The sequence below is a fragment of the Sphingobium nicotianae genome, assembly GCF_018603885.1.
In the GTDB taxonomy this organism is placed as follows: domain Bacteria; phylum Pseudomonadota; class Alphaproteobacteria; order Sphingomonadales; family Sphingomonadaceae; genus Sphingobium; species Sphingobium nicotianae.
Genome location: NZ_JAHGAW010000010.1, coordinates 46,174 through 67,674, shown reverse-complemented (window position 1 = coordinate 67,674; position 21,501 = coordinate 46,174). Strand labels below are relative to the sequence as shown.

At 64.2% G+C, this 21,501-nt stretch carries 15 protein-coding genes and 1 pseudogene; 6 read left to right on the top strand and 10 right to left on the bottom strand.

All coding sequences use genetic code 11. The features are described 5' to 3' along the window. Positions 1 to 36: 36 nt before the first annotated feature. The gene (locus KK488_RS15230; protein ID WP_214624559.1) at positions 37 to 972 is read right to left on the bottom strand and encodes a DUF6282 family protein; all 936 of its coding nucleotides are present in this window, start codon (positions 970 to 972) and stop codon (positions 37 to 39) included. Between the two features lie 194 nt (positions 973 to 1,166). On the opposite strand from KK488_RS15230, the gene KK488_RS15225 reads away from it, so the two are divergent. Then, positions 1,167 to 1,580: a nuclear transport factor 2 family protein gene (locus KK488_RS15225; protein WP_214624558.1), complete on the top strand. Its 414-nt coding sequence runs from the start codon at positions 1,167 to 1,169 to the stop codon at positions 1,578 to 1,580. Between the two features lie 9 nt (positions 1,581 to 1,589). Here KK488_RS15225 and KK488_RS15220 read toward each other — a convergent pair whose 3' ends face one another. Next, positions 1,590 to 3,140, bottom strand: a complete 1,551-nt coding sequence (locus KK488_RS15220; RefSeq protein WP_214624557.1) for a tannase/feruloyl esterase family alpha/beta hydrolase — start codon at positions 3,138 to 3,140, stop codon at positions 1,590 to 1,592. 198 nt (positions 3,141 to 3,338) lie between these two features. Here KK488_RS15220 and KK488_RS15215 point away from each other — a divergent pair, with 198 nt between their 5' ends. Continuing rightward, positions 3,339 to 4,739, top strand: a complete 1,401-nt coding sequence (locus KK488_RS15215) for an aldehyde dehydrogenase (RefSeq protein WP_214624556.1) — start codon at positions 3,339 to 3,341, stop codon at positions 4,737 to 4,739. Positions 4,740 to 4,778: 39 nt separating this feature from the next. Here KK488_RS15215 and KK488_RS15210 read toward each other — a convergent pair whose 3' ends face one another. Further along, positions 4,779 to 5,708: a helix-turn-helix domain-containing protein gene (locus KK488_RS15210; RefSeq protein WP_214624555.1), complete on the bottom strand. Its 930-nt coding sequence runs from the start codon at positions 5,706 to 5,708 to the stop codon at positions 4,779 to 4,781. Here KK488_RS15210 and pobA point away from each other — a divergent pair. Further along, positions 5,707 to 6,891 (top strand): 4-hydroxybenzoate 3-monooxygenase, encoded by a 1,185-nt coding sequence (pobA, locus tag KK488_RS15205; RefSeq protein ID WP_214624554.1) that lies wholly within the window; start codon positions 5,707 to 5,709, stop codon positions 6,889 to 6,891. The two genes, KK488_RS15210 and pobA, sit on opposite strands and share 2 nt — an antisense overlap. Before the next feature lie 70 nt (positions 6,892 to 6,961). Here pobA and KK488_RS15200 read toward each other — a convergent pair whose 3' ends face one another. From KK488_RS15200 to KK488_RS15190, 3 genes and pseudogenes are all read right to left on the bottom strand, one after another. After that, positions 6,962 to 7,915: a sensor histidine kinase gene (locus KK488_RS15200; RefSeq protein ID WP_214624553.1), complete on the bottom strand. Its 954-nt coding sequence runs from the start codon at positions 7,913 to 7,915 to the stop codon at positions 6,962 to 6,964. A 307-nt stretch (positions 7,916 to 8,222) separates the two neighbouring features. Continuing rightward, positions 8,223 to 11,840 (bottom strand): trifunctional transcriptional regulator/proline dehydrogenase/L-glutamate gamma-semialdehyde dehydrogenase, encoded by a 3,618-nt coding sequence (putA, locus tag KK488_RS15195; protein ID WP_214624552.1) that lies wholly within the window; start codon positions 11,838 to 11,840, stop codon positions 8,223 to 8,225. Positions 11,841 to 11,978: 138 nt separating this feature from the next. Further along, positions 11,979 to 12,389: pseudogene (locus tag KK488_RS15190) on the bottom strand (L-serine ammonia-lyase, iron-sulfur-dependent, subunit alpha); the annotation flags it as partial. 139 nt (positions 12,390 to 12,528) lie between these two features. On the opposite strand from KK488_RS15190, the gene KK488_RS15185 reads away from it, so the two are divergent. Beyond that, positions 12,529 to 13,209 (top strand): response regulator transcription factor, encoded by a 681-nt coding sequence (locus tag KK488_RS15185; RefSeq protein ID WP_214624680.1) that lies wholly within the window; start codon positions 12,529 to 12,531, stop codon positions 13,207 to 13,209. Further along, a complete protein-coding gene (locus tag KK488_RS15180) occupies positions 13,209 to 14,594 on the top strand; it encodes a HAMP domain-containing sensor histidine kinase (protein WP_214624551.1) in 1,386 nt (461 codons plus the stop codon). Before KK488_RS15185 ends, KK488_RS15180 begins: the two co-directional genes overlap by 1 nt. On the opposite strand, the gene KK488_RS15175 is transcribed toward KK488_RS15180, so the two are convergent. Continuing rightward, the gene (locus KK488_RS15175) at positions 14,557 to 14,916 is read right to left on the bottom strand and encodes a PepSY domain-containing protein (protein ID WP_214624550.1); all 360 of its coding nucleotides are present in this window, start codon (positions 14,914 to 14,916) and stop codon (positions 14,557 to 14,559) included. The genes KK488_RS15180 and KK488_RS15175 overlap by 38 nt on opposite strands. 359 nt (positions 14,917 to 15,275) lie before the next feature. Between KK488_RS15175 and KK488_RS15170 the strand changes: the two genes are divergently transcribed. After that, a complete protein-coding gene (locus tag KK488_RS15170; RefSeq protein ID WP_214624549.1) occupies positions 15,276 to 17,714 on the top strand; it encodes a TonB-dependent receptor in 2,439 nt (812 codons plus the stop codon). A gap of 260 nt (positions 17,715 to 17,974) precedes the next feature. Here the strand turns inward: KK488_RS15170 and KK488_RS15165 are convergent, their stop codons facing one another. From KK488_RS15165 to KK488_RS15155, 3 genes are read right to left on the bottom strand one after another with little or no spacing between them, the layout of a single operon-like run. Further along, positions 17,975 to 18,766 (bottom strand): class II aldolase/adducin family protein, encoded by a 792-nt coding sequence (locus KK488_RS15165; RefSeq protein ID WP_214624548.1) that lies wholly within the window; start codon positions 18,764 to 18,766, stop codon positions 17,975 to 17,977. Then, positions 18,763 to 19,137: a carboxymuconolactone decarboxylase family protein gene (locus KK488_RS15160; RefSeq protein WP_214624547.1), complete on the bottom strand. Its 375-nt coding sequence runs from the start codon at positions 19,135 to 19,137 to the stop codon at positions 18,763 to 18,765. The genes KK488_RS15165 and KK488_RS15160 overlap by 4 nt, the downstream gene beginning before the upstream one ends. Next, entirely contained in the window at positions 19,137 to 21,395 is a 2,259-nt protein-coding gene (locus KK488_RS15155) for a TonB-dependent receptor (RefSeq protein ID WP_214624546.1), read from the bottom strand. The genes KK488_RS15160 and KK488_RS15155 overlap by 1 nt, the downstream gene beginning before the upstream one ends. Positions 21,396 to 21,501: the final 106 nt, after the last annotated feature.

Below are 21,501 nucleotides of genomic sequence, written 5' to 3'. Positions count from 1 at the left end.
CGCCTTCGCGGGAGAGGGCTAAAGTACCACCGTCTCTTATTCCTCGATGCCGAGCAGGCGCAGCGGATTGCCGGAGATCATCAGCTTGATGTCCTCGTCCGAGTAACCGAGTTCGATGCACTCGCGGATGACTTCGCGGAAGCCATAGACCGGGTGGTCGTTGTTCTTCTGGCCCATGTCGGAGGCGAGGATGGTGCGGTTGACGCCCGCCGCCTTGATCAGCGCGTCCAGCTCCTCGGGCGGGTACATCGCCTTGGGGCGGCGCGTCAGCGGGATGTACATGCACAGCGAATGCTCGATGTAGGCGTCGTACAGGCGCACGATCTCGCTGATGTCCTTGTGCGTGAACTCGAGGATGAAGGTCGGGTGATTGACCAGCAGCTTCTTGACGCCGCGCTTCTTGGCTTCTTCGAAGACCTTGAAGATCTCCGAGACGTGCATGTGGCCGCCCGAGAGGATCACGTCATATTGCGCGACCAGGTCGAGGACTTCCTTCACCTCGTCCTTGATATTGCCATTCTCGTCCAGCGGGGTCAGCGGCTCGAAGGGGATCATCTTCTTGATCGTGTGCGGGAAGCCGGCCTTGATGCCGTAGGGCGAATCATAGTGATTCTTCGAGGAGAAGGTCGGCATCCACACGAGATTGGCGCCCAGCGAGCAGCCCGCGTCGACGGCATGCTTGTTGAAGCCGCCGTTCGCGTTGTTGAGCGGCACGCCCGAATAGAGATCGACGCCGAGATGGCCGTGGGTCTGCTTCAGCAGCTCGGTGATCGGCGTTGCCGAATAATAATGGTCCTTGATCAGCATGCCGCGGAAGCCGGCGGCGGCCACTTCCTCGATCGCCTCGATGTGGTTGATGTCGCGAGCCATCACCGAAGGGCCGGAGTGGCAGTGCAGATCCACCGCGCCGACGAGAAGACGCGTGATGCGGTCTTCCAGATTTTCGTCGCTCCGGGTGAGGGTATCAGTCATAGGTCAGGCATCCTTCTTCAGTCCATCGGTCGGCCTTGCACGACTCGATCTGTATCTCCTGTCGCGACACGGTATCGCGTTTCACCCTATGCACTGGAAATGCGGCCCTTGTCACATGACTTTCTGACATGCTGCGAGGAGTCATTCTTTCGTCTAGGGAAAGGCAAATGACGGCGCGAGACACGGGAGAGACTATGACGAATGCGTCCAGCGACACCAGCGCGAGCAGGGACAGGACGGTCGAAGCGGCCAACAAGCAGGTTGTGCTGAGTATGTGGCACGAGGTGCTGAACGGGCGCGATTATGCGAAGGCCGGCCAGTATATCGCTCAGGACTATATTCAGCACAGCCCGAGTGCGGGGCAGGGGCTTGCCGCGCTCATCGAGTTCCTGAAATGGGAGCTGGGCGAGGGGCCGCTGGAGCCGGGAAGCTATGAGCTCACCGATTTCGTGCACGTCATGGCCGAGGGCGATCTCGTCCAGCTCATGTTCCAGCGCGCGATCCCCAATCCCAAGGCTCCTGCCGAGACGATCAAGGTCTGGTGGTACGACACCTATCGCCTCAGGGACGGGATGATTGTCGAACATTGGGATTCGGCGCTGGAATAGGGCGGCGCATCATTTCATCGCGGCACAACGGAAATTGGCCGCGTCATTCTGATCGCCGCTGCCCTTATACTGGGCGACCTGCGGAAATGGGCAGAGCGGTCGGGACAGAGGCGGCAGGGTCGGCGCGCCCGGCATCGCCGGGCCACGATGGGCCAGAATGCGCTCCGGCGCAGCGCCGCCGCTCGCCCAGCGATCGATCGTATCCAGCGTATCGAAAGCGGACGCTCCCTCGCCACCCGCGCAGTGGTCCATCCCGGGTACCATGAACAGGCGCAACTGATCAGCCGGGGCACCGCTCTTCAGGCTCTCGTAGAAGGCAATCGTGTTGTTCGCGGGGATCAGCCCATCCGTCCAGCCGTGGCTGAGCAGCAGCTTGCCGCCGCGCGCGAAAAAAGCCGCCAGCCCGTTTGAAGGCACATTGAGAATTCCGGCGCCGTAGCTGCGGGCAGCCGCGATTTCGCGCGCATAATCCATGGCGCGCCAGTCCCAGTCATTCTGGTCGCCGTGGACGAGCAGCCGGAAATAGTCGGTCGCGACGGGGAAGGGCTCCGGCCCCATCATCAATGCCGCAAGCTGCATTTCGCTGCCCACCGGCCATCCCGGCAGCAATGGCTTGCCGCCGGCATCGCGCACACCGTCATAAATAGCCTGCATGGCCCCCGCCTGGTCGGCGTTCAGGCAATCGCCTTTCCGGCCCGGCTTGCACAGCAACGCCGCAGCCTTGAAGCGGCAAGCCCGTGGCCGACCGATGAGACCGTCCCTGAGGCCATCCAGTGCATCGCATTGCGCGACAACCGCGTTGTGAATCAGCCCCAGCAATGCCGGCGTCAGCGTCGCGGAGGGCGTGCGCTTGGGCTGAAAGCCGGCCCACATGCTTTGCACCATGAGATCGGTCATCGGATTGGCGGGCGCCATTGCCGAGATCGCGTCATAGTCCTGTGGGTAACGATAGGCAGCCATCAGCCCTTGACGCCCGCCCGTGGAACAGCTGTTCCAGAGCGAGAGTTTTGGCGCCATGCCATAAAAATCCTCCGCCGCCTGCTTGGCTGTGACGGTCATCAGATGGACGGCGCGGTGACCGAAATCGACCAGCTTTTCCGGATGGCCGACGGCCCACTCCGCGGTGAGGCCGCTACCGCTATGTCCGGTGTCGGTAGAAGCCACGGCGTAGCCACGGCCAAGTGGCTCACCCATTTGGGAATAGCTGACCTGCCCCGCCCACACGCCGTTGCCGATGCCGACGAATTTGCCGTTCCAGCCCGTCGCGGGCAACCAGATCTCGACCTTGATATCCGAGTCCGAGGTCGGTTGGAGCGTCGCGCGCACGCGGCAGAAAGTGGGCAGCGCCTTATAAGCAGCGGAGGCCACCCCGGGAGGCGGGCCGAACGGCGTAGCCGGGGGCTCGAACGTGCCCTGTGTCACCAGCTCGGCAGACATAACCTTGCCATGGTCGAGTGCCATGCCAGTCAATGTGCCGCAATCCCTGGCCATGGCTGACGTTGACAGCATCGTCGCGACAGGCGCTGCGCCCACCATCAGCCAGATCTTGGCTTTCCGCATCCTCTCTCTCCTGTTTGGCTGCCCCGGTGCCGGCTGTTTTCTCCGAGGGGAGAAATAGAGGTACGCTATGCGCATGTCGACGTCCGGTGCGGGCGTGGCATTGCATAACAAGGTTTTCCTGTGCAACGGGCTGGACTTGGCGGCATCGCCCGATGCAATGTCGCGCCCGACTTTGGCAACCAGTGCAGGAGAGGCACGATGGAATTCACCCGTATCAACCCGATGACCGGCGAGACGGCGTCGAGCGCGCCCGCGATGAAGGCAAGCGACATCCCGGCGATCGCGGCAAAGGCTGGCGCAGCCTTTCCGGTCTGGGCGGCGATGGGACCGAACGCGCGCCGGGCGATCCTGATGAAGGCGGCTGCTGCGCTCGAATCGAAGAAGGATGCGTTCGTCGCGGCGATGATGGGTGAGATCGGCGCCACCGCCGGCTGGGCGATGTTCAATCTCGGCCTGGCCGCCTCGATGATCCGTGAGGCGGCGGCGCTGACCACGCAGATCACCGGCGAGGTGATCCCGTCCGACAAACCCGGCTGTCTCGCCATGGCCCTCAAGGAGCCGGTCGGCGTCATCCTGGGCATCGCGCCCTGGAACGCGCCAATCATCCTGGGCGTGCGCGCCATCGCCGTGCCGCTCGCCTGCGGCAACGCCGTGATCCTCAAGGCCAGCGAGACCTGCCCACGCACCCATGCGCTGATCATCGAGGCGTTCGCCGAGGCGGGCTTCCCCGACGGCGTCGTCAATGTAGTGACCAATGCCCCGGCCGATGCGGGCGACGTGGTGGGCGCGCTGATCGACGCGCCGCAGGTCAAGCGCATCAACTTCACCGGCTCGACGGCGGTCGGCAAGATCATCGCCAAGCGCGCGGCGGAGCATCTCAAGCCCGTGCTGCTGGAGCTGGGCGGCAAGGCGCCGCTCATCGTGCTGGAGGATGCCGACATCGACGAGGCGGTGAAGTCCGCTGCGTTCGGTGCCTTCATGAATCAGGGCCAGATCTGCATGTCCACCGAGCGGATCATCGTGGTCGATGCGGTCGCCGATGAGTTCGCCGCCAAGTTCGGCGCCAAGGCGAAGTCGATGGCCGTGGGCGATCCCGCCGTGGGCACCACTCCGCTGGGCGCCGTGGTCGATGCCAAGACGGTGGCGCATTGCCAGAGCCTGATCGCCGACGCGCTTGCCAAGGGTGCCGAACAACTCACCGGCGGCGATACCAGTTCCAACGTCCTCATGCCCGCTCATGTCATCGACAAGGTGACGACCGACATGAAGCTGTTCAGCGACGAGAGCTTCGGCCCGGTGGTGGGCATCATCCGCGCGCGCGACGCGGATCATGCGATCGAGCTGGCCAACGACACCGAATATGGCCTCTCCGCCGCCATCTTCACCAGGGACATCGCCAAGGGCCTCAAGCTTGCCCGCAAGATCGAGAGCGGCATGTGCCACATCAACGGCTCGACCGTGCATGATGAAGCGCAGATGCCGTTCGGCGGCATGAAGGGCTCGGGCTATGGCCGGTTCGGCGGCAAGGCGGGCATCGACAGCTTCACCGAGCTGCGCTGGATCACGATCGAGACCGAGCCGGGCCATTATCCGATCTGATCGCCGATCGCGGTCATAGCCTCTTCCCGCGGGGAGGGGCTATGCGCCTTTCCGCTTCTCGGCGCTCGGCCGCTTGCCGGTCTTCTGCAGGTAGAAGCGCGAGAAATAGGATGGGTCCTCGAAACCCAGCTCCGCTGCCACCGTGCCGCAACTCATGTTGCTTGCGCGCAGCATCCGGCTCGCCTCCAGCGTCAGCCGCCGGTTGATGATGCGCAGCGGCGGCATGCCGAAGGCCTGCTCGCTCTGCCGGGTGAGCGTGCGCACCGTGCAGTTGAGCTGCGCGGCATACCAGGGAAGCGGTTTGTGGGCGCGATAATTGGTCTCGACCAGTGCCAGGAATTTCTGCGCGATCGTGCCGCCGGTGGGAGCCGGCGGCACGGCGGGCCGGATGGCGAGGCGCAGCCAGGCTTCGGCGAGGCTGCGGTGCAGCTTGTGCCCATCGGGGTCGAACCGGTCGTGCTCGGCGGCCAGCAACTGCCGGCCGATCTGCAATAGTCCACGCACGCTCTCCGGCGTCGGGTGGTGAAAGGCCGCTTCTTTCATCCGCTTGCGCAATATGTCGTGCCGTCCAAGGCTCTCCAGAAAATCCCGCGACACCGTCACGATGAAGCCGACGACATCCCCCGAGAAGCGGAAGGCGTGGACGATGTCGGTGGGCACGCACACCAGCACCGGCCCTCGGACGACATGGCGGGCTTTGTCCAGCTGCACCTCGGCCTCGCCGCGCGCGACGAAGAGCATCTGCGACAGCGTCGGGTGGAGATGGGGCGAAATTTCCCAATTGTACCGCTGGCTGCGCACCGCGATCGTCTCGCAATGGAAGAAATCCTCGAGAGGAAGAGGCTGATTTTCCCCATAAAGCGCATAGGTGGGGACGTTGTCGGTCTCGGCGGCCATGTCCTGATTGTACCAGAGACTGTCCGAACCGTCCCTTTCAAATTCGATGTGGGGGCGGAAGAATGTGAGCATGAACGGGAGAGGCGTCATCACTCAGATCTGCATCATCGGCGCGGGACCGGCGGGGCTATTGCTCGGCCATTTGCTGCGTGCAGAGGGCATCGACTGCGTCGTGCTGGAGCGGCACACGCCGGATTATGTGCTCGGCCGCATCCGGGCTGGCGTCCTCGAGCGGGTGACGGTCGATCTGATGGAACGTCTCGGCCTCGACGCACGGCTCAAGGCCGAGGGACTGGTCCATGACGGCTTCAATCTCACGGATGGCGAGCGGCTGATCCGCATCGACATTGCCGGTCTCACCGGCCAGCATGTGACCGTCTATGGCCAGACCGAGCTGACCCGCGATCTGATGGACGCGCGGCATGGGCGCGGGCTGGAGGTCGTCTATGAAGCCGCGGACGTCGCGCTGCACGATATAGAGAGCGACGCGCCATTCGTTACCTACCTGAAGGATGGTGTGCAGCACCGCGTGGATGCACGAATAATCGTGGGCTGTGACGGCTTCCACGGCCCTAGCCGCAAGGCGATTCCAGTCAGCGTCGGCAAAGAATATGAGCGCGAATATCCGTTCGGCTGGTTGGGCATCCTCGCCGACGTGCCGCCCTGCAATCACGAACTGATCTACGCCAATCACGCGCGCGGTTTTGCCCTGGCGTCGCAGCGCAGCGAGACGCGCAGCCGCTATTATATCGATGTTCCGCTCACAGAGCGTGTCGAGGACTGGCCGGACGAGCGCATCTGGGATGAGCTGGCGATCCGCCTTGGCCCGCAGGCGGCGGCGCATATCACGCGCGGTCCGTCGATCGAAAAATCGATCGCACCGCTGCGCAGCTATGTTTTTGCGCCGATGCGCCACGGCAGCCTGCTGCTCTGCGGCGACGCCGCGCATATCGTCCCGCCGACCGGTGCCAAGGGCCTCAACCTCGCGGCGAGCGACGTCCATTATGCGGCAGAGGCGCTCACCGCTTTCTTCCGGCGCGGCGACAATGATGCGATCCCGGCCTATTCCGACCGGGCGCTCGCCCGCGTCTGGAAGGCCGAGCGTTTCAGCTGGTCACTCACGCGCCTGATGCATCGCTTCCCCGAGGATGGCCCGTTCGAGCGTGCCATGCAGGTCGCCGAGCTGGACTATATCGCCTCCAGCCGTGCCGCTCAGACCAGCATCGCCGAGAATTATGTGGGGCTTCCGGTCTAAAACGGCCGCTTCGGCAAGGATTGGTGCTGGCGCAACATCGACCTCTGTCATAGGCGGGGGAGGCCATGAGCTACCCGTCGCTCATCAGATCGAGTTGCCGGCCTTCCTGCGATACGGAAACATGGTGCTTCGCCCCCGCCTGCATCGCCAGCGCCTGAAACAGAATAGCGCCCAGACCGTTCTTCGCGCCCTTGTCGCTCTGCGTGGTCGCTATTTCTCCGCCGATGCCGTCGTCGCGCACGGTCAGCCGCCATCCCCCCTCCTCCATGGCGAGCGTCACCTTGACCGTGCCGCCGCGCCCCTCCGGGAAGGCATATTTGGCGCAGTTGGTCAGCGCCTCGTTGACGTAGAGACCGATCGCGACCGCCTTGCGGCTCGGCAGGGCGATCGGAGCAATCTCATTCTCGATCTTGATCTCCTCGCCGAACAGCCCATCGGACACGCGATCGAGCAGCCGTGCGAGATAGGGTCGCATGTCGACTTCGCCGCCCGCGCTCTGCCTGCTGCCGAGCTGCGAATAGGCATCGGCGAAGGTATGGACCCGTCGCATCGCATGATCGAGCGCATGGATCACTTCCGGCGTGGTCGCCTGGCGTCTCTGGAAGTCGAGCAGGCTGGCGACCAGCGCGAAATTGTTGCGCGTGCGGTGCTCCAGCTCGCGTAACATTATCTCGCCGCGCTCAATCTCGCGATCGCGCGCGTCGGCGTTCCCGGCGACGGTGCGGCGGAAGATCTCCGCGAAGATGAGCAACATGCTTCCGACCACCGCCGCGATCACACCGCGGCTGAACACGCTTGCAGATGTGAAGGAGAGCGGCGTGCTGGACGGCAGAATGAAAAAGGCGAAGGTAACGATCCCGCTGATCATTGCGGCAAGGCCGGCGGGCCATCGGCCGTAAAGTGTGGCGACGAGGATCGCCGGGAAGATGAAGGCGAATGGTGCGGAGAGCGGCACCCACAGCCTGACGATCAGGAGGAGGCCCACGAGCGCCGCCGAGCAACTGACGCCGAAGAGAAGCTGCATCAGGATACGTATCCGCGCATCCGCAAAACGGCGCGCGACATCATATCGGGCTAGACGGTACATACTCCCTCCAGCGCGAGCCGAACCCCGAATGCATCCGCACCTGCCAGCGTCAGACATCGGGACTAATTCAACCCACAAGGTCAAGCTAACAGCTAAAATCGCCGCGTCCAACTCGATTAACGCGCGAATTCATGTAAATAATATTATGAATTTCAAAGAAAATATTCTGAAAACAAGTAGAAATCGGTGAACGGTTCATCGCAACGATGCGAATCCCGGTGATTGGGTCATGCGGTGTGCAAGATCAGGCGATCGTCATCAGGCTGGCGTTGCCGCCCGACGCCGTCGTGTTGATCGACGTCGTGACTTCCTCGACCAGCCAGTCGAGGCGATAGGCCGGACCCTGGAGACAGTCTCCGGGGGAAGCGGTCTGCGCGAGCAGGACGGGCCCCGGGCGCGCGGCAAGATCTGCCAGCGCCGACAGCAGCCGGTCCGGCGTGCCCTCGATCAATGCGCCGGCCAGCGGCTCCTTCGCGCGGGGTGCTAGGCGCCTTGCCACGCTATCCGGCAAGTCGGGCAGCGCCATGCCTTCAATACATGCGAGATTGCCGGTCGCGAGTGTGGCGGCAATCTGCTGGTAAAGGCCGGCGGGCGTCGCGGGCAACAGCAGGATCGTGCCGCGCGGGTGCAGGGCGTGGAGATTGCGCTCGCCGACCGGGCCGGGCAGTTCCAGCTCCAGGCCGAGCAGCGAGCGTTGGGCATAGCCGCGCGCGGTCGCAGCGGCGATCGCCTCGCCGCGCTCTTCCAGCCAGGCGATGAAGTCGGCCAGCGCTGCGTCGGGCGGGCCATTCGGCGTGGGCAGGGCGGTCGGCGCCGCCTGTACAAGCCGCCCGAGATAGAGCGGGCCGCCAGCCTTGGGGCCGGTGCCCGAGAGGCCGCGCCCACCGAACGGCTGCACGCCCACAACTGCGCCGATGATGTTGCGATTGACGTAATGGTTGCCGGCGCGGACGCGGCCGGTCACATGCGCGATCGTCTCCTCCAACCGCGTGTGCAGGCCAAAGGTCAGGCCATATCCGGTCGCGTTGATCGCATCGATCAGCGTGTTGAGATCGGCCCTCTGATAGCGGACAACATGCAGCACCGGGCCGAACACTTCGCGCTCGAGCTCGGCGATGTCGGTTAGCTCGATGATCGTCGGCGGCACGAAGGTGCCATGCGCGGTCTCCGGATCGAGCGAGAGCTGCTCCACGGCATGCCCCTTCGCGCGCATCGCTGCGATATGGCCCTCGATATTGGCCTGCGCCTCGGCCGTGATGACGGGGCCGATGTCGACGGCGAGCCTGTCGGTGCGGCCGACGCGCAATTCCGCCAGCGCGCCCTTGAGCATCGCCAGCGTCCGGTCGGCGATATCCTCCTGCAGGCACAGGATGCGCAGCGCCGAGCAGCGCTGCCCGGCGCTGTCGAAGGCGGAGGCGATCACATCCGCGACCACCTGCTCGGGCAGGGCCGAACTGTCGACGATCATTGCATTCTGTCCGCCTGTCTCCGCGAGGAAGGGGATGGCCTTGCCCTCCGGGGACAGCCGCGTCGCAAGCTGGGTCTGGATCAGCCGGGCGACGTCGGTCGAACCGGTGAACATGACGCCGGCCGTCTGTGCCGCGCCGACCAGCGCCGCGCCCACCGCGCCGTCGCCGGGGATGAGCTGGAGCGCATCGGCGGGCACCCCGGCTTCATGCAGGATCCCCACGGCCTGCGCGGCGATCAGCGGCGTTTCCTCGGCCGGCTTGGCGAGCACGGGATTACCGGCGACCAGCGCTGCGGCGATCTGCCCCGTGAAGATGGCGAGCGGGAAATTCCACGGCGAGATGCACACCACCGGACCGAGCGGCGTCGCGCCCCCAAGCGTCGCGCACGCCTGCGCCGCATAATAGCGCAGGAAATCGACCGCCTCGCGCACTTCCGAGATGGCATTGGTGGCCGATTTTCCCGCCTCGCGCATGATGAGGCCCATCAGCAGCGGCATCCGCGCCTCCAGCGCATCGGCGGCGCGCGCCAGCATTGCGGCGCGCTCGGCCACCGGCGTGACGGACCAGCCCGAAGCAGCCGCGTGCGCGACTGCCCGCGCCGCATCGTCCGGCGCCATCTCGGTGACGTTGCCTACGATATCGCGATGATCGGCGGGATTGAGCACCGGCCGCGTCGTGCCGCTCAAGCCCTCCGGCGCGGCGGTCCACGGCATTGCCACGCTTCGCGCCAGTGCATCGGACAGGCCCGCCAGCGCCGTCTCGTCGCTCAGATCCAGCCCGGCGCTGTTCTTCCGGTTCGGATAGAGCCCCGGCGGCAGCGCGATCTGCTCATGCTTGGCGCCCGGCACCGGCATCGCCGCCACCGCGTCGACCGGATCGGCGATCAGCGCCTCGATCGGCACCCTGGGATCGGCGATGCGATTGACGAAGCTGGAGTTGGCGCCATTCTCCAGCAACCGCCGCACCAGATAAGCGAGCAGCGTCTCATGCGTTCCCACCGGCGCATAGATGCGGCAGGGTCGACCGAGCTTCCCCGCGCCGACCACTTCCTCGTAGAGCGGCTCGCCCATCCCGTGGAGGCATTGAAATTCGTAGTCGCCCGGCGCGAAGTCCGGCCCGGCCATATGATAGATGGTCGCCAGTGACTGGGCATTGTGCGTCGCGAATTGCGGAAACACCGCATCCTTCGCCGCCAGCAGCCGCGCCGCGCAGGCGACATATGCGACATCGGTATGGATCTTGCGCGTATAGACCGGGAAGTCGGCGAGCCCGTCGACCTGCGCCCGCTTGATCTCCGCGTCCCAATAGGCGCCCTTGACCAGCCGCACCATGATCCGCCGGCCTGCGCGCCGTGCCAGCTCCACGATCCAGTCGATGACGAAGGGGCAGCGCTTGCCATAGGCCTGCACGACGAAGCCGAGCCCGTTCCAGCCCGCCAGCTCCGGATCGAGCGCCAGCGCCTCCAGCAGGTCGAGCGACAGTTCCAGCCGGTCCGCCTCCTCGGCATCGATATTGAAGCCGATGTCGTAGGACTTGGCCAGCGCCGCCAGCGCCTTCACGCGTGGCAGCAACTCGCCCATCACTCGGTCCGCCTGTGCCCGGCCGTAGCGCGGATGCAGCGCCGAGAGCTTGATCGAGATGCCGTTGCCCGCATAAGTCCCGCACCCCTTGGCGGCCTTGCCGATCGCATGGATCGCGCGCTCGTAGCTGTCATGGTAGCGCGCCGCGTCTCGCGCGGTCGCAGCCGCCTCGCCGAGCATGTCGAAGCTGTAGGTGAAGCCCTTCGCCTCCATTCCCCGCGCCCGCTTCAGCGCCTCGGCGATCGTCTCGCCGGTGACGAACTGCTCGCCCATCATCCGCATGGCGAGGTCGACGCCGCGCCGAACGACCGGTTCGCCCGCCCGCGCCAGCAGGCGCGTCAACGCCGCGCCCAGCCCCGTATCATTGACCGGATCGACCAGCTTGCCGGTGACGACCAGCCCCCAGGTCGCGGCATTGACGAACAGCGAGCGCCCGCCGCCCAGATGGGAAGCCCAGTCGCCCGGCGCGATCTTGTCGCGGATCAGCGCGTCGCGCGTCTCCGTGTCGGGAATGCGCAGCAGCGCCTCGGCAAGGCACATCAGCGCCACGCCCTCCTGACTCGAGAGCGCATATTCCTGCACCAGCCCCTCGACGCCGGTGCCCTTGGCCTTGGCGCGCAGCCGCGTGATCAGCGTCCGCGCCGTCTCGCGCGCGTCGGCGCGCAGCCCCTCGGGCAAGGTCGCGGTGGGGAGCAGGGCGGCGATGCACTCCGGCTCCGCCCGGCGATAGGCAGCGGTGATCGCCCGGCGCAGCGGCTTGGGCAGAGAGACGGGCGGGGCGAAGGCGACAAAGGCCGGGGGAGGGAGCGACATGCCCGCAATATGGCCGCGCTTTGCGCCCGCGCCAATCGCCGAGCGGGGCCTGCGCGATATTCGACACATTGCGCGAAAAGCGAAGGCTGGCGCGCTATTTTCGATCGGGAACAGGCGTCTTTACGTAATGAACCTGCCTCAGCACTCCACCACGTTCACCGCCCGCCCGCCCAGGCTCGTTTCCTTGTACTGCGATCGCATGTCCTGGCCGGTCTGGCGCATCGTCTCGATGACGGCGTCGAGGCTGACGACATGGCCGCCGTCGCCGCGCAGGGCGAGATAGGCCGCGTTGATCGCCTTGATCGCACCCATCGTGTTGCGCTCGATGCAGGGGATCTGGACGAGCCCGCCGACCGGATCGCAGGTGAGGCCGAGATTACGCTCCATGCCGATCTCGGCGGCATTCTCGATCTGTGCGTTGCTGCCGCCCAGCGCTGCGGCCAGCCCCGCTGCCGCCATCGAGCAGGCAACGCCGACTTCGCCCTGGCAGCCCATCTCCGCCGCCGAGATCGAGGCGCGCTTCTTGTAGAGCAGGCCGATCGCGGCGGCGGCACACGATCCTTGATCGCGCTCAGCCGACAAGACGCGGCGCACGGGTCGGCGGACGTGTATGTCGTCGAACTGTCATTATTTTGACGTCAAGAATTCACGTTCAAGCAGCAGCGATGCGTTCGCGAGGGCGTGTGACGTGCATTTCCTGATAGTCGAAGATGATCCCGTGATCGCCGAGCACATCGTTGCAGGCCTGCGCAACCGTGGCCACTGCACGACGCTTGCCCAGACGGGTTCGGAGGCGATCCGTTCGCTCGACCAGCGACAGCCAGACGCCGTGATTCTCGACCGACTGCTGCCCGACGTCAACGGCCTGACAGTGATTGGCCATTTGCGGAGCAGGGGCGACCAGGTGCCGTTGCTGATGCTGAGCGCGCTGGGCTCGGTCAAGGATCGCATCGAAGGCCTTCAGGTGGGAGCCGACGACTATCTGGCCAAGCCATTTGACATTGACGAGCTGGAGGCGCGCCTTTCCGCAATTGCCCGGCGAACAAGTGCGCGCTCCGATAGTGCGCATCTGGAGGTCGGCCGGCTCCGCCTCGACCCGAGCAGCCATTGCGCAGTCTATCGCGATGCCTCGGTCGCGCTGAACCGCAAGCAATATTCATTGCTCGCCCATCTGATCCGCAATGCCGATCGCCTTGTGACGCGCTCCATGCTCCTCGAAAGCGTGTGGTCCTATTCCTTCTCGCCCACGACCAACATCGTGGAAAGCAATATGAGCAGGTTGCGCACAGCCCTGCTCGATCTGGGCTGCGATCCCATCGAAACCCAGCGAGGCGCGGGTTACGTTCTCCGCTCCGAGCGCTGCACCTGATGACGGTTCAAACCCATCGCGTCGGACGCCTGGCCATCGAGGTCGGCTTCGCTTTCGCTGTCGCCATGCTGGGGGTGGGCATCATCGGGTTCGGCGTTGCCGATGCCTGGGTCTCTAACCGGATCGACGCTTCGCTACGCCACCACACGGCTAAATATCTCGGGTCCCTCGACGGATCCGGTGCAACCGATCGCGCTGTGGCAGCCAAGATCGTTGACTGGCAGCGCCGCAAAATTCTGAGCGAGCGAACCTACCTCCTTTTTCGCAAGGATGGCACGCCGGTCGCTGGCCGCCTCGATATAGCGCCGCCCGCGCCAGGCTTTTCCAACGTCGAATTCCTCGGAGGAGGCACAAAGTATCAATCCGGTCGAGCCCTTGCGACAAAACTGAGAAGTGGCAGTCTTTTCGTCATCGTCCAGCACAGCGAGGCTGCGGCGAGTCTCAACGCGCTCCTGCCCCAGGTCGTCCTGTCAATATCGATGGTCGCTCTCGTCATGGGTGTTGGGGCGACATTCCTGTTTGCTCATTTGACTGCGAGTCGCCTCGCGGAGACGCAAAGCACTGCCGACGCGATCGCCGCAGGCGACCTCAGTCACCGCATTCCGATGGACCGGTTGGACGGCATATTTGCCGTGCAGGCCGAGAGCCTCAATCGCATGCTTGACCGGATGGAGGAACTCGTGCGCGCGCAGCGCCTCTTTTCCAGCAATCTCGCGCACGATCTGCGCACACCGCTCACGCGCTTGCGGAGTCTGCTCGCGCGCGGTGTCGGCCATCACGATCAGAACTCGTCAAGCCTGTTCGAAAATGCTGATCGCGAATGCCTTGCCATCATCAACATTTTCGATGCCCTGCTGAGGCTCGCAGAGATTGAGACCGGTCGCCATCCTTCGAATATGGCCTCCTTGGCCTTGCGGCCGTTGATCGAAGATGTGGTCGATACCATGGAGCCGGTCATCGCGGACCATGGCAGCCGGCTCGAGCTTGGCAGGCTGGACGACGTGACGATCAGTGGCGACCCCGATCTCATCAATCAGCTGCTGGTCAATCTGCTGGAAAATGTGGCGACGCATACGCCTTCAGGCACGAGCGCTATGCTCTCATTGGCGCGAGATGCCGGAGACGCTGTGATCACCATTTGCGATAATGGGCCGGGCTTGCCCGCTGCCGACCTGGCTCGCGTTACGCAGGCTTTTCAGCGCGGCTCCGCGAGTGCGAAAGTGCGCGGCTCAGGCCTCGGCCTTGCCATCGCGCGCGCCATCGCCCGTTTCCATAAGGGAAGTTTGGATCTCTCGAACCGGTGGCCCGGATTGGAGGTGAGAGTTCACATCCCCGCCAATGACGGGATCATCCTACCCGTCGACGCCGATTCCGCCGCAGCTTGAGCCACATCGAGAGATACATCCAGAAGCCCGAGCCGGCGAAAAAGAGCAACGCCAGACCGCTGATGGCGTTCGCTGCAATGCCGATTGGTCCGAGAGCCTCGCCGGAATGCAGTTTCTTGAACCAATGGTTCCACTCACCGAGTGCGGAGCGCTTCTCACGCTCGACTTTCGAGCGCGTATGTTCCCCGATTCTGGGCGATGTCGCCTGTGTCGGGGGAGGTGTGTCGAGGGTTGAAGTCACCTGCGTCACGACACCCGTAAACGCGACTATGACGAGGATCAGGGCAAACCAGGGGGCGAGGATTTTGTGCCAACGGCGCATCGCTCAAGAGTCCATCAAGAAGGAGGCCGCCAAGGTTTTGGCGGTCACCGGCTTTCACACGCGAGGTGTGACGTGGAGATGATGGCAACATTCTAAGTTTGTAATGTTGGCCGGTGTCGCCAGCCGTAGGCCCCCAGAGTCACAGACCTGTCATAGCCCAGACCTAGCTCGCGGCGAGAAGGACGGGCCTGAGCGCCGCGATCCAAAAGAAGAGGGAACCACAGATGACCGCCATCTCCACGGCGGCACCCGCTTTGGCGGTGTGCCCCGCCTTGCCGTGTGCCGAAGCGATTGCATCGGTGATGTCAGCCGCTGGCGCAGCGCGCCCGTCCACCAGACTTCAGCCAATGAGGATGAATATGAAGACCACCGCTCTTCGCGCCGCGCTTCTTGCCGCGGCCGGTACAATCGCGTTCGCGATTCCTGCCGCCGCGTTCGCCGCCGCCACCGACTCTGTGCCCGACACGGCCGGTGACGAGCAGGCCACCAGCGCGAACCAAGCTGGCCAAGCGAATGACAGATTCTCGCTGACCAGCGCCGACATCATCGTGACGGGATCAAAGACGGCCCAGGACGCACCGATCACCAGCTCGCTGACCACAACGCAGCCGCAGTCCGCGGTCAGCCGAGACTATATCGACAACGCCAACGCCGGCGCGGACTTCTTCACGCTCATTGCGCTCACGCCCAGCGTCAATCTCACCGGCAACAGCAACGGCACCGGCTTCACCGAGACCAAGGCATCGATCCGCGGATTCCAGGACGGCGAATACAACGTCACGTACGATTCGATCCCCTTCTCCGACACGAACAATCCCACACACCACTCGACGGCCTTCTTCCCGTCGAACACGATTGAAACGGTCGTCGTCGACCGAGGTCCGGGCAACGCCAGCCAGCTTGGCCAGGCGACCTATGGCGGCAATATCAATCTCTACTCTCGTGCTGCGGGCGATACGCGCAGCGTCGAATTCCAGGGCCTTTATGGCAGCTTCAACAGCTTCATCGGCCGCGCGACCGTGCAAACCGGCAAGGTCGCGTCGCTGGACGACGCGAAGTTCGTCGTCAGCGCCGAGTATCTGAAATCCGACGGAGCGCAGACCTTTTCGCCCGTCGAGTCAAAGAATATCTATGCCAAGGGCGTGATCCCGATCGGGTCAAGCACGCTCACGGTCATGAGCACGCTCAATCGCAACCACTACTATCAGTCCGACACCCTCAAGGGTGCGACCTGCGGTGCTTATACGACCGCAAATCCCGCACCGGCCGGCACCACGCTGACGCTCGACAACTGCGCTCCAACGTCCAACATCGGGATGCACGGTATTGACTATGGATTGGGCGATGACCCGACCCAGGTCGATTATTGGAAGTACAACCGCACCGACAAGACAACCGACTTCTCCTATGTGCGCCTGCAGAGCGACCTGGGCTCAGGGTTCTCGATGGATAACCGGGTTTATATGTTCGGCTACACCAACCACACGCTGACCGGCAACGGCACCTTTGCGGCAGGCTACGATGCGATCAACAAGGTGACCGTCTTTGCTCAGAAGCCGGTGACGGTGATCACCGGTTTCAGTGGAGCGGGGACGGCTGCCTCGCCCTACAAGGCGATCGCCAAGACGGGCGACGTACCGGGCTATGACAAGCTCAATAAGTACCGCGCTTACGGCTATATCGGCCAACTCAACTACGACTTCAGCATCGGCAAGATCCGTCTGGGCGGCTGGTACGAGCATTCGGATTCCTGGCGCCACACTTACGACTTCGACTGGAACACCGGGCTGCCCAGCTACGATCAGAAGTTTGCCGATGGCACCGCCGCAAACAGCGCCCAGCCTTCGACCGCGCTTGCCAACATCGCGTACGATCAGAACTCGGGCTGGAACCAATTCGAACTCTTCGGCGAGTTCGAACTCCGCCCGACCGAGGGGCTGTCCATCACGCCGGGCGTCAAATACGTCCACTTCGAGCGCTCGATCGACGCGCTGGTCAACCAGAAGTCGCGCACGCCGATCCAGCTTTCGGCGACCTGGACCAAGACCCTGCCATTCCTGACCGCAAACTGGCAGGTCGCGTCGGGCTGGTCGTTCTACGGCGAGTATGCGCAGGGCATGTACATCCCTGACCTGTCGAGCTTCTACTCGCGACCGACAGCGGCACTCACCAACGCGCTGGCGGACCTCAAGCCGCAGACTTCAACCAACTATCAGATCGGCACGGTGTGGCATGGAGCACGCATCTCTATCGATGCCGACGCCTATCTGATCGACGTCAACAACAAGATCGGTACCTGCACCACCGTTGGCTGCGATACCACGCTCCTGATAAACATCGGTGCGGTCCACTACCGCGGCTTCGAGGGCTCGGTCGCCTATATGCCGATCGCCGGGCTGACGCTGTTCGCCAATGCTTCTTATAATTATGCCCAAAGCGTCTCGACTGGCGCTCAGGTCGCCAAGGCCCCATTCAGCACGGCAGCCGCCGGGTTCATCTACCACAAAGACGGTTTGCGGGTCTCCTACAACCAGAAGTTCACAGGCCCGGCCTACGCCACCCAGGCAACGGTTGGCGCCACGGACCCGCGCAACTATCGCATCGCTCCCTACAGCATCGGCGAGTTCGCGATCAGCCAGGAAATCGGCGAAGTCGCGCGCATCGGCCTGACCATATCGAACATATTCGACAAGCGGGTGATCTACGACATCTCGGCGGGCAAGGCCTATGGCGTTGACGATCAGTTCAGTATCATGGCGCCGAGGCAGGTCATGGCCGACCTGCGCGTCAAGTTCTGATCTATCGGGCGAGAACGCCGGTTCTGTGATCCGGAACCGGCGTGCTTTTCCAGCGCAGTCGCTCGCTTTCGCCCTGCACGAGAGAGGGGCGGTCATTTGCGGGCTTTGACGCTTCCTCAGAAACCGCCCCGATAGCTTTCCTTTGGAAGACCACCATCCGCACCGCTCCTGCCCGGCCTCGGGTGCAAACTTGTTCGTCATCTTGCTCATAACGGCCCCACTTGTTCAGAAGTTGGAGCCTCCAGAAAACCCCGGGCGGTTCAAGGTGACGGGACCACCCGATCCATCTCCCCGGCTTCGATCAAACGCTTAAGCGCATTCCATTCCCGCGCGATAACGCTCTCCCCGCCCTGGAAGGCGCGGGACATGAAGGCGCAGTCCGCTTCGCTCGGCCAGACCAACTCGCGCGCAGTGTCGCGACAGGCGGAGAGCGTGGCGATCTGGATCCGGCACGCCCGCTCAAGATAATAGAGTCGGGAGAAGCATTCGGCCACGCTCGCGCCGATCACCAGCGGACCGTGATTGCGCAGCATCAGCACGTCGCCGTCACCGAGCGCCTGCGGCAGGGCGTCGCGCTTGGCTTGGGTGTCGAAGGCGCCGCAATAATCGAGATAGCCCACGCGGCCATAGAAGCGCAGCGCATGCTGGCTGAGCGGCAGCAGCCCGTCGCGGTAATTGCTCACCGCGATGGTCGCCTCCGTGTGCGCATGCATGACGCATGCGGCGCGGGGCGTGCCCATGTGGATCGCGCTGTGGATGCAGAAGCCGCCCAGACTGATGCCGAGTCCGGTCGGGTCGGAGATGATCCCGCCCGCCACGTCGCACTTCACCATGTCGGAGGCACGGGCCTCGCCGAAGAGGTGGCCATAGGGAAGCTGGAGGAAATGGCCCTCCTCGTCCGGCACCCGTACCGAGATATGGGTGTGGATGAGGTCGGTCATGCCGAAATGATCGACCAGCCGGTAGGCGAGCGCGAGGTCTGCGCGGACCTGCCATTCGGCGTCCGAACAGGGGCCCGCCCCGGTCGGGCTCGAAGCCATGATGTTGGTCATAATTTCGGCTCCTCGCCCGCCTGTGTCCGCTTGAGGATCGCCATCGCCTGCAGCCCCTTGGGCAGACCCGCATAGGGAATGACCTGCAGGATGATCTCCTTGAGCTCTTCCGGCGTGAAGCCCAGCGCGTGCGCGTGTTTGAAGTGCAGGGCGACACCTTGGGCGCCGATGGCGATGAGCACCGAGAGGCAGATCAGCTCCCGCTCGCGCAGCGACAGGCCCGGCCGCGACCAGATCGTCCCGAAGTTGGTCTCCGTGATGATCCGCCAGAGATCCTCGTCCAGCTCCCGGACGCCCTCATTCTCGCCCCAGCCGAGCTTGGCCAGAATCGCGAGGCCGGCAGCCTCGCGGGAGTCCTGTTCCTGCGCCATCAGAACTTCACCTGCACGCGCAGGCCGTAGGTGCGGGGCGGCAGCAGACGCACACCGAAGGCCTGGTTGACCGGATAGCTCGTGCTCATCGTGGTCGCGGTGATGCTGGTCATGTCCGTCAGATTGTCGACATAGGCCCGCACGGAGAAAACGTCGTTGGCGGTGTCGTAGCCCAGGCTCAGATTGACCCGCGCCGTCGCATTGGCCAGCGCCTCGGGCAGGTAGGAGACGTCGGTCTGATAGTCGCTCTCGTAGCGGACGTTCACTTCCCCGCTGAGCCGGCTGCCATTGGCGAGCGGGACGGTCTGCTCCACATTGCCGACGAGCGTCCACTTGGGCGAGCGCAGCGTCGTCTGCCCCGAGCAATTGACGGCCGAGTTGGGCGGCGAGCCGGCCGAGACGATGCAGCTCGTGCGCGCAGCCGGGGGCGCGCCCAGGGTCAGGTAGGTGAAGTCGTCATATTTGGAGCGCAGATATTGCGCCTGCAGGCTGAGCCGGGTGGTCGGCGTCACCAGAAACTGACTGTCGAGATCCACGCCATAGGCATGCGACTTCGCCGCATTTTCGGTCACCAGCGTGGACGATCCGTTGATCAGCTTGACGAAGCTCACCTGCTGGTTGGCATAATCGAGATAGAACAGCTCCACGTTGAACTGCAGCCGGTTGTCGAGGAAGCGGTTCTTCGATCCGACGACATAGGAGGTGACCTCCTCTGGCTCGTAGGTGGTGAAGCCGGGCGGGCCGTAATAGAAGCCGCCGGCCTTGAAGCCGGTGCTGGCATTGGCATAGATCAGGCTGCGCGGCCCGGCATCGAGCTCGAAGCCGGCCTTCCAGTTCACCCTGTTCCATTCGCGCGAGCCGATGATGCTGTTGAGCACCGGACCGGTCGGCCCCGGCGGAATGACCGGGTCCGGCCCGACGACCGACAGGCGGTAGCGATTGCTGTTCGAGTTCTTCTTCTCGTAGGTGTAGCGCGCACCACCGACGAGCCGGAGACTGTCGGTCAGGCCGAAGCTCAGCTGCGTGAAGAGCGCGCCGGTCCAGCCGGAAAGATTGGTGAACTGGTCGCTGTAATTGCGTCCCGTCGCGCTCTCGCCATTTGCGCGGGCGTGCATCTCGGTGTCGAGATAATAAGCGCCGAGCACGTAGCCCAGGCGGCTGTTGTCCGGCGATGCGAGGCGCAGCTCCAGCGATTTCTGCTCGGGATGCTGATTCTCGAGGATCTGCCAGCTCGTCGCCGTGCTGTTGTAGCGCACGTCCGCCTTGCGGTAGCCGCCGACCAGTGAAACGGTGCCGATGGCGGTCGTCCAGTCGACGTTGAGCCCCGCGCCATAATAGTCGTTGTCGAGATAGGGATTGCGCGTCTGCACGGCGATGCCGGCCGATGTATAGAAGCTCGGCAGGTCGCCGACATCGGTCCAGGGGTCGGCGACGAAACAGCTCGTGCCTGCCCGCCCCAGCGCCGAGCAGGCCTTGCGCAGCGTCGCGCCCGGCCCTTTGCCGCCCTCATGCGCGAAATCGCCCCAGAGCAGGATGGAGAGATCGGCGCTCGGCTGGATCAGCAGCGATCCACGCACCGCGTCCAGCAGCTCGTCGTTCGTGCCGAGGCTCATATAGCCGCCATGCTCGGCATGCTGCCCGGCGATGCGGATGGCGACGGTCTGCGAGAGCGGAAGGTTGAGTGCTGCGTTGAAATCGACATGGCCGTAATTGCCGGCCGTCATGCCCATCGTGCCGCCGAAGGTGAATTTGGGTCTGGCGGCGATGAGGTTGATCGCGCCGCCGGTCGCGTTGCGGCCGTAGAGCGTGCCTTGTGGACCCTTGAGCACCTCGACCCGGTCGAGATCGTAGAACAGGCCGCGAAAGGTGGTCGGCGTCGCGAGATAGACCCCGTTGATGTTCACCGCGATCGACGGATCGGAGAAGGCGTTGCCGCTGAGGTTGCTGACCGAGCGCACGGTGAAGGTGGTGTAGGGGCCGCCGCTCGGCTGGATCTCGACGCCGGCGGTCTGCCGGGCCAGCGCGTCGATATTGTTGACGCCCCGCGCGCTCAGCGTGTCGCCGGACATGGCGACGATGGAAAGCGCGGCCTTCTGCAGATTTTCCGAGCGGCGCTGCGCGGTGACCACGATGTCGGCAAGACCGGCGTCCGCCCCCGCTGCGTCGCCTGACGGCGGGGCAGCGTCCTGTGCGATCGCCGGTACGGCGAGCAGCGCGGCGAGCGCCGCGACTGAAACGCTCTCAATCCATAGTCTCACGAAACCCTCCCGATATTCTTCTGCGTTGACGCAGCAGCTAGGGAGGGATTCGGCGCGGGTCTGTCCGTCAGCTAGAGGACAGGCGCGCACGGAAGCGCAGCGCCGG

Excerpts from the sequence above, each read along its gene's own strand:
- KK488_RS15230 (WP_214624559.1), bottom strand. The coding sequence starts at position 972 with ATGACTGATACCCTCACCCGGAGCGACGAAAATCTGGAAGACCGCATC.
- KK488_RS15225 (WP_214624558.1), top strand. The coding sequence starts at position 1,167 with ATGACGAATGCGTCCAGCGACACCAGCGCGAGCAGGGACAGGACGGTC.
- KK488_RS15220 (WP_214624557.1), bottom strand. The coding sequence starts at position 3,140 with ATGCGGAAAGCCAAGATCTGGCTGATGGTGGGCGCAGCGCCTGTCGCG.
- KK488_RS15215 (WP_214624556.1), top strand. The coding sequence starts at position 3,339 with ATGGAATTCACCCGTATCAACCCGATGACCGGCGAGACGGCGTCGAGC.
- pobA (WP_214624554.1), top strand. The coding sequence starts at position 5,707 with ATGAACGGGAGAGGCGTCATCACTCAGATCTGCATCATCGGCGCGGGA.
- KK488_RS15210 (WP_214624555.1), bottom strand. The coding sequence starts at position 5,708 with ATGCTCACATTCTTCCGCCCCCACATCGAATTTGAAAGGGACGGTTCG.
- KK488_RS15200 (WP_214624553.1), bottom strand. The coding sequence starts at position 7,915 with ATGCAGCTTCTCTTCGGCGTCAGTTGCTCGGCGGCGCTCGTGGGCCTC.
- putA (WP_214624552.1), bottom strand. The coding sequence starts at position 11,840 with ATGTCGCTCCCTCCCCCGGCCTTTGTCGCCTTCGCCCCGCCCGTCTCT.
- KK488_RS15180 (WP_214624551.1), top strand. The coding sequence starts at position 13,209 with ATGACGGTTCAAACCCATCGCGTCGGACGCCTGGCCATCGAGGTCGGC.
- KK488_RS15175 (WP_214624550.1), bottom strand. The coding sequence starts at position 14,916 with ATGCGCCGTTGGCACAAAATCCTCGCCCCCTGGTTTGCCCTGATCCTC.
- KK488_RS15170 (WP_214624549.1), top strand. The coding sequence starts at position 15,276 with ATGAAGACCACCGCTCTTCGCGCCGCGCTTCTTGCCGCGGCCGGTACA.
- KK488_RS15165 (WP_214624548.1), bottom strand. The coding sequence starts at position 18,766 with ATGACCAACATCATGGCTTCGAGCCCGACCGGGGCGGGCCCCTGTTCG.
- KK488_RS15160 (WP_214624547.1), bottom strand. The coding sequence starts at position 19,137 with ATGGCGCAGGAACAGGACTCCCGCGAGGCTGCCGGCCTCGCGATTCTG.